Source organism: Brachybacterium tyrofermentans (assembly GCF_039526165.1).
In the GTDB taxonomy this organism is placed as follows: Bacteria; Actinomycetota; Actinomycetes; order Actinomycetales; family Dermabacteraceae; genus Brachybacterium; species Brachybacterium tyrofermentans.
The window spans coordinates 72,900-81,800 of sequence record NZ_BAAAIR010000004.1; the positions used below are offsets into that span (position 1 = coordinate 72,900).

9 protein-coding genes are annotated in these 8,901 nt (G+C 70.3%); 7 read left to right on the forward strand and 2 right to left on the reverse strand.

What is annotated here, in order from left to right; genetic code table 11:
* Nucleotides 1-19: 19 nt before the first annotated feature.
* The 4 genes from exaC (at nt 20) to sigJ (ending at nt 4,114) form a co-directional block, all read left to right on the forward strand.
* A complete protein-coding gene (exaC, locus tag ABD093_RS00980; protein WP_343921969.1) occupies nt 20-1,543 on the forward strand; it encodes an acetaldehyde dehydrogenase ExaC in 1,524 nt (507 codons plus the stop codon).
* 402 nt (nt 1,544-1,945) lie between these two features.
* Nucleotides 1,946-2,470, forward strand: coding sequence for a DUF779 domain-containing protein (locus ABD093_RS00985; RefSeq protein WP_377802459.1), 525 nt, complete (start codon nt 1,946-1,948; stop codon nt 2,468-2,470).
* A 125-nt stretch (nt 2,471-2,595) separates the two neighbouring features.
* Nucleotides 2,596-3,198, forward strand: a complete 603-nt coding sequence (locus ABD093_RS00990) for a carboxymuconolactone decarboxylase family protein (protein WP_193119045.1) — start codon at nt 2,596-2,598, stop codon at nt 3,196-3,198.
* A 13-nt stretch (nt 3,199-3,211) separates the two neighbouring features.
* Nucleotides 3,212-4,114: an RNA polymerase sigma factor SigJ gene (gene sigJ, locus ABD093_RS00995; protein ID WP_193119046.1), complete on the forward strand. Its 903-nt coding sequence runs from the start codon at nt 3,212-3,214 to the stop codon at nt 4,112-4,114.
* 60 nt (nt 4,115-4,174) lie between these two features.
* Here the strand turns inward: sigJ and ABD093_RS01000 are convergent, their stop codons facing one another.
* Nucleotides 4,175-4,744, reverse strand: coding sequence for a TetR/AcrR family transcriptional regulator (locus ABD093_RS01000; protein ID WP_193119047.1), 570 nt, complete (start codon nt 4,742-4,744; stop codon nt 4,175-4,177).
* A 94-nt stretch (nt 4,745-4,838) separates the two neighbouring features.
* Between ABD093_RS01000 and ABD093_RS01005 the strand changes: the two genes are divergently transcribed.
* The 3 genes from ABD093_RS01005 to ABD093_RS01015 all read left to right on the forward strand — a co-directional run bounded on the left by ABD093_RS01005 (nt 4,839) and on the right by ABD093_RS01015 (nt 7,388).
* The gene (locus ABD093_RS01005; RefSeq protein ID WP_193119048.1) at nt 4,839-5,438 is read left to right on the forward strand and encodes a dihydrofolate reductase family protein; all 600 of its coding nucleotides are present in this window, start codon (nt 4,839-4,841) and stop codon (nt 5,436-5,438) included.
* A gap of 223 nt (nt 5,439-5,661) precedes the next feature.
* On the forward strand, nt 5,662-6,441 hold the full coding sequence (locus tag ABD093_RS01010; protein WP_226850871.1) for a phytanoyl-CoA dioxygenase family protein: 780 nt from the start codon (nt 5,662-5,664) through the stop codon (nt 6,439-6,441).
* Nucleotides 6,442-6,542: 101 nt separating this feature from the next.
* Nucleotides 6,543-7,388 carry a helix-turn-helix domain-containing protein gene (locus tag ABD093_RS01015; protein WP_343921970.1) on the forward strand — a complete coding sequence of 282 codons (846 nt, stop codon included), beginning with the start codon at nt 6,543-6,545 and terminating at the stop codon, nt 7,386-7,388.
* A 13-nt stretch (nt 7,389-7,401) separates the two neighbouring features.
* On the opposite strand, the gene ABD093_RS01020 is transcribed toward ABD093_RS01015, so the two are convergent.
* A complete protein-coding gene (locus ABD093_RS01020) occupies nt 7,402-8,547 on the reverse strand; it encodes an FAD-dependent monooxygenase (protein WP_193119050.1) in 1,146 nt (381 codons plus the stop codon).
* Nucleotides 8,548-8,901 lie beyond the last annotated feature (354 nt).

Genomic DNA, 8,901 nt, shown 5'->3' on the forward strand with positions numbered 1-8,901 from the left:
CGAGCACCGAGGAGAACACATGACCGCCTACGCACACCCCGGAACCGACGGAGCGAAGGTCACCTTCGCGCAGCGGTACGAGAACTACATCGGGGGCCAGTGGGTCCCGCCGGTCAAGGGCGAGTACTTCGAGAACCCCACCCCCGTCACCGGCAAGATCTTCACCGAGGTGGCCCGCTCCACCGCGGAGGACATCGAGAAGGCGCTCGACGCCGCCCACGCCGCGGCACCGGCCTGGGGGACGACCTCGGTCGCCGAGCGCGCCGTGATCCTCAACAAGATCGCGGACCGCATCGAGGAGAACCTCGAGATGCTGGCCGTGACCGAGACCTGGGACAACGGCAAGCCGATCCGGGAGTGCCTGGGCGCGGACCTGCCGCTCGCAGTGGACCACTTCCGCTACTTCGCCGGCGCGATCCGAGCCCAGGAGGGCGCACTCTCGCAGATCGACGACGACACCGTCGCCTATCACTTCCACGAGCCGCTGGGCGTGGTCGGGCAGATCATCCCGTGGAACTTCCCCATCCTCATGGCGGTGTGGAAGCTGGCCCCGGCGCTCGCGGCCGGCAACTGCGTGGTGCTCAAGCCCGCCGAGCAGACCCCGGTCTCGATCCTGGTGCTGGCCGAGCTGATCGGTGACCTGCTGCCGGGCGGCGTGCTCAACATCGTCAACGGCTTCGGCGTCGAGGCCGGCAAACCGCTGGCCTCCAACAAGCGCATCGCGAAGATCGCCTTCACGGGTGAGACCACCACGGGCCGCCTGATCATGCAGTACGCCTCGCAGAACCTCATCCCGGTGACCCTCGAGCTGGGCGGCAAGAGCCCGAACCTGTTCTTCGAGGACGTGGCGTCGGCGAAGGACGACTACTACGACAAGGCCCTCGAGGGCTTCGCGATGTTCGCCCTGAACCAGGGCGAGGTGTGCACCTGCCCGTCGCGCGCGCTCGTGCAGGACTCGATCTACGACGACTTCGTGGCCGACGGGCTGAAGCGCGTCGAGGCGACGAAGCAGGGCGATCCGCTGGACACCGAGACGATGATCGGTGCCCAGGCCAGCAACGACCAGCTCGAGAAGATCCTCTCCTACATCGACATCGGCACGAAGGAGGGCGCGAAGCTGCTCACCGGCGGCGAGCGCGCCGATCTGGGCGGGGAGCTCTCCGGCGGCTACTACGTGACGCCCACGGTGTTCGAGGGCGACAACTCGATGCGCATCTTCCAGGAGGAGATCTTCGGGCCGGTGCTCGCGCTGACCCGCTTCTCCGACTACGACGAGGCCATCTCGATCGCCAACGACACCCTGTACGGGCTCGGCTCCGGTGTGTGGAGCAGGCAGCAGAACATCATTTACCGCGCGGGCCGGGCCATCCAGGCCGGTCGCGTCTGGGTGAACAACTACCACTCGTATCCGGCGCACTCCGCGTTCGGCGGGTACAAGTCCTCCGGCATCGGCCGGGAGAACCACCTGATGATGCTCGACCACTACCAGCAGACCAAGAACCTGCTGGTCAGCTATTCGGAGAAGAAGCTCGGCTTCTTCTGATCGGCGCGGCCGGCTCTGACCGACGGGACCGGCCTGATCAGCATCGACGATCGTGATCGGCACCGCCGGTACCGATCGGCACGACCGACGGGCCGGTCCGCGGGGCTCCCCGGACCGGCCCGTCGGCACCATCGCGGGAGGAGAGATCATGCATGAGGATTCCGACCAGCACGATATGAGCATCCCCGGGCCCTACGAGCCCCCGATGCCGCCCCCGGGGCAGCCGCCCACGGACCCGCCGGGACCTCCTCCCGGTCCGCCGTCGCAGCCCTTCCCGGGTGAGCCGCTCGAGCCGACGCCCGAGCAGCCTCGGCCCGAGCCCGAACCGGATCAGCCGCCGCCGGATCAGCCGCCCCCGGGCGCTCCCCCGTCGACCCCCTTCGGGCAGGGCGGAGGCCTCCGATGACGACCGGATCCACCGGTGCACAGCCGACGACACTCGGGGCCGACAGCGCGCGAGCGACGAGGAGCACCGAAGGGGCGAGACCGACGGAGCCCGGGCCCAGGGTTCCGCCGCCGACCTCGGCCGACGACGTGCTCGAGGCAGAGCCCACGATCGAGGGCGAGGACTTCTCGCGGGTGGCGTTCACCCAGGCAGCGGTCGCGCAGATGCAACGGCTCATCGACCGCAACGGTCCCCTGATGTTCCACCAGTCCGGGGGCTGCTGCGACGGCTCCTCCCCCATGTGCTTCCCCGAGGGGGACTTCCTCACCGGGGACCCCGATGTTCGGATGGGCCATGTCGAGGTCCCTCTGCCAGGCGGCGGCACCTCACCGTTGGACTTCTGGATGAGCCGGGAGCAGTTCGCCTACTGGCGCCACACGCATCTCACGATCGATCTGGTCGACGGGCGCGGCGGCGGCTTCAGCCTTGAATCTCCCGACGGGAAGAGGTTCCTGACCAGGTCGCGGATGCTGGAGGACTGACCACCCGAGAACTGACAGCTCCAAGACCGACGGCCTCTGACAGGCGGGATGTCACAGACCTCCACCGCCCGGTGTCCTCCTCACGAACGGCCCGTCGAGTGGGCCCGCTGAACGAAGGAAGCGCCATGTCTGCCATCACGCCCCTGCGCACCGTGTCCACGTCGAGCGGTGCGCCGCGGATACCCCTGGATCGCGACGGCCGCTTCGAGAAGGTCGCCGGCTGGGTGGTCCGTCGCGTCTACGGAAAAGTCCTGGACCCGCTCAAGGCCTCCTTCCACCATCGGCCCGTCCTGGTCTCGACGGTGGCCCTCGAAGCGACCGCCTCGCGCTGGAAGAAGCTGCCGCCCACCCTCCAGGCCCTGGCCACGATGGCCCCCGCCCACGAGATCGGCTGCTCCTGGTGCACCGACTTCGGCTACTGGGAGTACCACCACCGCGGGGTGGACCCGCGCAAGCTCCGCGACGTCGCCTCCTGGCGCACCAGTTCGGCCTACACCCCGCTGGAGCGGGCGGTGCTGGAGTACGCGGAGGCGGCGACGGCGACCCCGTCTGCCGTGACCGACGAGATGGTCGCCGTGCTCCGCGAGGACCTGAGCGACGGTCAGGTGGTCGAGCTCGCCTCGCTGGTCTCGCTGGAGAACTACCGTTCGCGCACGAATGCGGGTCTGGGCCTGAGCAGCCAGGGGTTCAAGGACGGGTGCGACGTCCCCTCGAGCCTGGCGCACTGACCACAGGAGCCCCATGAGCACAGCGCACGCCCGCGACTTCGAGACCCATCGCCGAGCGCTGCTCGGCGCGGCCTACCGTGTGCTCGGCACGGTCCAGGACAGCGAGGACGCCGTGCAGGACGCCTGGCTGCGTTGGCAGCACGTGGACCTCACAACGGTCCGCGAGCCCCGCGCCTTCCTGCTCACGGTCGTCACCCGCACGGCGCTGAACATCGTGCGCTCCCGCAGCCGACTGCGGGAGGAGTACATCGGCCCCTGGCTGCCCGAGCCCGTCTCCACGGGCGCCGACGCGGATCCTGGTCACGCCGCGGAGATCGCCGATGACGTCTCGCTGGCCCTGCTGGTCGTGCTCGAATCGCTCTCCCCGCTCGAACGTGCGGCCTTCGTGCTCCACGACGTGTTCGCCGCCCCGTACTCCGAGATCGCCGAGACTCTCGAGCGCTCCGAGACCTCCGTGCGGCAGCTGGTCAGCCGCGCGCGGGCGCATGTGCGGGAGCGTGCCCCGCGCCATCCGGTCGACGAGGACACGCACCGCGCCCTGACCGAGGCGTTCCTGGGCGCCGTGCGCGGCGCGACCGATCTGGAGGACATGGTCGCAGTGCTCTCCCCCGACGTCGTCCTGACGACCGACGGCGGCGGGATCGCCAAGGCCGCCCGGCGCCCGATCCTGGGCACGGACAACGTGCTGCGCTTCGTCGCCGGCGTCCTCGCGAAGCCCGAGGTCATGATCCTGTCCTGGCAGGTCGCCGAGATCAACGGGCGTCCGGCGCTCGTGGGTCACGACGGGCCGCGGGTCGACTGCGTGGTGTGGGTCGAGGGGACCGACGCGGAAGCAGGTCCCGCCGGAGCCGGCTACGAGGTGTCCCGCATCGACATGATCCGCAATCCCGAGAAGCTCGGCGCCGTGCGGGTCTGAGACACCGCAGCGATCACGCGGCGTCGATCCCGGCCCACCTGCTCACCACGGCCCTTCTGCTCACCGCGGCAACAGCCCGTCGACGAGGGCGTCGACGATGTCGTCGATCGAGTCCTCGGGCCTCAGCGGACCCGTGAGACGGTCCAGCAGCAGCCCGTCCACCGCATAGTGGAACAGGGCGATCTCGTGAGCTCCCCCTGGGAGCCCGGCGGCCGCGTTGAAGGCGACATCGCCCGCGAAGCCCTCGCGCCGCCACGTCACCAGCAGCTCGGCGATCTCCGGCCGACGGGTGCTCTCCAGGCGCAGCTCGAACAGGGCGATCGCGACCTGCCGCTCACCGAGCAGTCGGCGCGCGATATCGCGCAGGTACTGGGCGAACAGGTCCCTGCTCGGCGGCAGGCCCTCTCGCTCGCGCACGAACTCCGCGCTCGGGGCGAGCCGTTCGCCGATGCGTCCCACCAGGCCCTCGATCAGCGCGGTGCGGGAGCTGAAGTAGTTCGACGCCGTGCCCAGCGGGACCCCGGCGGCGCGGTCCACAGCGCGGTGGGTCAGGCCGCGGGCGCCCTCGTCGGCCAGCACCGTCAGGCCGGCGTCGGCCAGCGCCCGTCGGCGTTCCTCGTTGCGTGCCATGGAAATACCCTAGCGCGAACCACCACAGGTGTCGTACTCTCAACCACCACAGCTGTCGTGGTCCGCGACGGCGCCCCGCACCCCTGGAGTCGACATGCGTGAGCTCATCTACTACGTCGCCGTGAGCTTGGACGGCTATATCGCCGGCCCCGAGGGCCAGTTCGACGCCTTCCTCGTCGAGGGCGATCACCTCGCCGGCATCAACGCGGAGTTCGGCGACACCATCCCGACCGACATCGCCGCGCATCTCGGCATCGACCAGTCCGGCGGTCGATTCAGCACCGTCCTGATGGGCGCGGCCACCCACGCCGTGGGACTGCCGGACATGCCCAGCCCGTACCGGCACCTCGAGCAGGTGGTGTTCACCCATCGCGAGCTCGAGCCCGCGGAGAATCTGACCACGACGGACGCGAACCCCGTCGAGGTCGTGCGCGAGCTGAAGCAGCGCGGCGAGGGCTCGGGCGGCGGCAGGGATGGCGGCACCGGCGACATCTGGCTGTGCGGGGGCGCCGACCTCGCCTCCCAGCTGCACGGCGAGATCGATCGCCTGGTGCTCAAGCGGCAGCCGTTCCTGTTCGGCAGCGGCATCCCGCTGTTCGCACCCGGTGACTACGCGCCCGTCCGCTTCGACCACGTCCGCACGCGCGACTTCGACAGCGGGGTCGCGCTCACCGAGTACGTGCGGCGCCCCTGAGCGCGCGCACGCGGCCAGGGCCGCAGCACGCCGGCCGGGCGATCGGAGAACCGGGATCGCACGCGGCACGACGGAGCCGGACCCTTCCTGCTCCTGGCGCTCGCGGACGGCGTGTCCGTCCCGCGAACATCCGCGTCCGCTCTCTGCCTGGTGGGCTCGCACGGAGCTTCCTAGGCTCGAGGAGCACGCACAGTTGACCGCACACCACTCACACGAAGGGTCGATGATGACCACCCTCTCCACTGCTCCTGCAGATCTCGACGCTCTGGCAGATTCCTACGACGAGCAGGGCTATGTCCTGGTCAAGGGCCTCCTCACGAAGGAGGAGGCGGCCGAGTACCGCGCTCGCAGCCACGAGCTGATCTCCTCCCTGGACCGCGGCGACGACCCGACCTGGTCTTCCGCCTCCGACGTCGCCATGGGGCAGAAGACCAGCCTCCAGCACCTCCACGACGCCCAGTTCTACGATGCCGCGTTCACGCGTCTGCTCACGGATCCGCGCTTCACGTCCGTCGCGGCGGCCGTCATGCGCACCCCGAACGTGCAGCTGCACCACACCAAAATGTTCATCAAGCCGCCGGAGAACGGGTCCCCGTTCCCGCCTCACCAGGACTACCCGTTCTTCCCGCACCGGAACGACTCGGTGGGCGCGGCGATCTTCCACTTCGACGACGCCCCCGACCTCAAGGGCTGCGTGCGCGTCGCCCCGGGCAGCCACAAGGAAGGACCGCGCGAGCACGACCCGGCGGGCAGCTACCACCTCCCCGACTTCCCCACCGACCAGCTCGTCCCGATGGAGGCCGAGGCCGGCGACGTCCTGTTCTTCACCTACTTCACGGTGCACAGCTCCGGCGTCAACATGAGCGACGAGGCCCGCACCACGTGGCTCGTGCAGTACCGCGATCCGGCCGATCGGCCGTTGACCGACCAGCACAAGGAGTCCCTCGGCCAGGGCCTCATCCTCGCGGGAACCGATCCCACGGGTCGGGCCGAGCAGGCATGATGCTCGGGTGACCCTCGATACCGTCGCCCGCGCGACGACCTTCGTCGACCTCGCCGGTCTGCTCGTGACCGGCGAGGTCGACGGGNCTCGCCGGTCTGCTCGTGACCGGCGAGGTCGACGGGTTCGACGTCGACTACCTCAGCTGGGGCTTCTACGCGCCCGCGGTCTGGCGCAACTACGCGCACACGCATTCCTACTTCGAGGTGTGCCTGGCCTACTCGGGCTCCGGCACCTTCAGCGTCGAGGGCGAGGTGCAGGAGATCGAGGAGGGCGCCTTGTTCGTGGCGCGACCGGGCGACGTGCACGAGATCATCTCCGACCCCGTCGACGGGCTCGGGATCGCGTTCTGGGGATTCACCCTGCAGCCGACGGGTGCGACGTCTGCCTCGGCCCCCGGGTGGTGGAGCGGACTGCTGCGCGCCGACCGCCCGCTGGTCTCCTCCGAGCTCGGGTCCCTGCCCGTGCTGATCGCGGCGCTGGCCGCGGAGGCCGCCGCTCCACGCTCCGGGGTCAGCGAGCAGCTCAAGGCTCTCGGCACCGCTCTGGTGATCGAGACCGCACGGGCCTTCGCCGCGCCCGACGACCTCGCCGTCGCCCTCGACCCGGAAGCCCGCACCACCTCGAGCGTGGCCTCCATGGAGCGCTACCTCGCCGACAACCTCGCACGCCCGGTGCAGGTGCGGGACGTGGCCGCGGTCGTGCACCTCTCCGAACGGCATGCGGCGCGGCTCTTCGCGCGGGAGACCGGGGAGTCGCTCATGGCGATGCTGCGCCGGCTGCGCCTGGAGCGCGGCGCCCACCTGCTGCTGGAGACCGACGACCCGATCGCCCAGGTGGCCCGCACCTGCGGTTATCCCGAAGCGCGCCCGTTCATCACCGCGTTCCGCCGCTACTTCGGGCAGCCGCCCGGCACCTTCCGCAGCAATGGCGGCACCCTGCACCTGTGAGCCGGCACGATGCTCAGGCGGCGACGAACTGGCGGCTGAGCAGCCGGCTCACGCCGGGCAGGCCCATCGCGCGGCGCCCCACCTGCTGCACGCGAAGCTGGAACGTGGTGGCCGGGATGAAGGCCGACGCGCTGAGGCGACCGGAGCGCCGCACCTTCTCCGCCGTGGGCCGCCACCGCCGCTCGTACTCCGCCAGGCCCACCTCGATGTGCGGACCGGCGGCCCGCAGGCTCCTGGCCAGCGCCTCGGCGCCGGCGATCGCCAGCGACGTGCCCTGCCCGGCGAGCAGCGACGGCGCGTGGGCCGCATCTCCGGCCAGCACCACGCGTCCACGGCTCCAGCGCGGCGCATGGCTCTGCGCCACGAGATCGTCGTAGAAGGAGTCCGGGACGTGGGTGAGAGCCCGGTCGATCTGCGGGTGCAGTCCGCTGAACCGCCGACACAGGCGATCGGGGTCCGGGACGGGACGCTCCGTGCCTTGGCGGTCGACGCGTTCGGCGAACATGACGCCCACCTGATCGACGTCGGCCGCATACAGCCAGCCCACCCGCTGGATCGAGTCGGACATGAGCATCCGCTCCCCCAGCTCATGGGCCAGCTGCGGATCCTCGTAGAGATAGCTGGCGGCGCGGTACCCCATCGGCAGGATCGGGCCGTGGCCGGGGGCGACCTGCTCACGGACCGGCGAGCGCACGCCGTCGCAGGCGACCACCAGATCGGACGTCAGCACCTCACCCCCCGCGGTGACGACCGCCGCTCGCTCCGGGCCGACGTCCTCCACCTCGACCACGCGGGTGCCGTAGCGGAGGTCCACGGAGTCCGGGAGCTGAGCGAGCAGTCCGAGCTCGACCTCGGGGCGGAGGATCGAGAAGTAGCGCCCGCCGGCGGCCTCGACCAGGGGGCCGGCGTCGATCGTGCCGCTGTCGGAGCCGTCCGGCAGGCCGTAGCGGACCCCGTCGAACACGTGCCCGCGCAGGCGCAGCTCCTCGAGCACGCCCATCCGCTCCGCGGCGACGAACCCGGGGCCGAAGAAGTCGATCATGTAGCCGCCGCCGCGTGGCCCCGGGGAGGACTCCAGCACGGTGACGCGATGATCGGGGGCGAGCTCATGGGCCAGCGCGAGGCCGCAGACCCCGCCGCCGACGATCGTGATGTCCATGCTCCGACGCTACTCCCCGCGAGTGGTCCAGACCACACAGCACCGGTCGCTGAGCGCCCCGGTCCTCGTGCTCCCCGCCTCGTGTCCCACGCCCCACGCCCCACGCCCCAGCGAATCCGACGCAGCCACCATGCCCCGCGACCACGATCGCGGCCACAGCCACGGCCACGGCTGCCGACTACCGATAACCGATTGCCAATTGCCGATTGCCGATAACCGATTGCCAGCGGGGCAAAGTTGGGGGAATGGCGAGCTCGTTCCCCCAACTTTGCCGGCTCATCCGAATCCAGGGTGTAGTCGGGGTCTGAACCCGCCGGTCTCGAGCAGGGATCTGGCGATGTAGTTGGTCAGGTT

Excerpts from the sequence above, each read along its gene's own strand:
- exaC (WP_343921969.1), top strand. The coding sequence starts at position 20 with ATGACCGCCTACGCACACCCCGGAACCGACGGAGCGAAGGTCACCTTC.
- ABD093_RS00985 (WP_377802459.1), top strand. The coding sequence starts at position 1,946 with ATGACGACCGGATCCACCGGTGCACAGCCGACGACACTCGGGGCCGAC.
- ABD093_RS00990 (WP_193119045.1), top strand. The coding sequence starts at position 2,596 with ATGTCTGCCATCACGCCCCTGCGCACCGTGTCCACGTCGAGCGGTGCG.
- sigJ (WP_193119046.1), top strand. The coding sequence starts at position 3,212 with ATGAGCACAGCGCACGCCCGCGACTTCGAGACCCATCGCCGAGCGCTG.
- ABD093_RS01000 (WP_193119047.1), bottom strand. The coding sequence starts at position 4,744 with ATGGCACGCAACGAGGAACGCCGACGGGCGCTGGCCGACGCCGGCCTG.
- ABD093_RS01005 (WP_193119048.1), top strand. The coding sequence starts at position 4,839 with ATGCGTGAGCTCATCTACTACGTCGCCGTGAGCTTGGACGGCTATATC.
- ABD093_RS01010 (WP_226850871.1), top strand. The coding sequence starts at position 5,662 with ATGATGACCACCCTCTCCACTGCTCCTGCAGATCTCGACGCTCTGGCA.
- ABD093_RS01020 (WP_193119050.1), bottom strand. The coding sequence starts at position 8,547 with ATGGACATCACGATCGTCGGCGGCGGGGTCTGCGGCCTCGCGCTGGCC.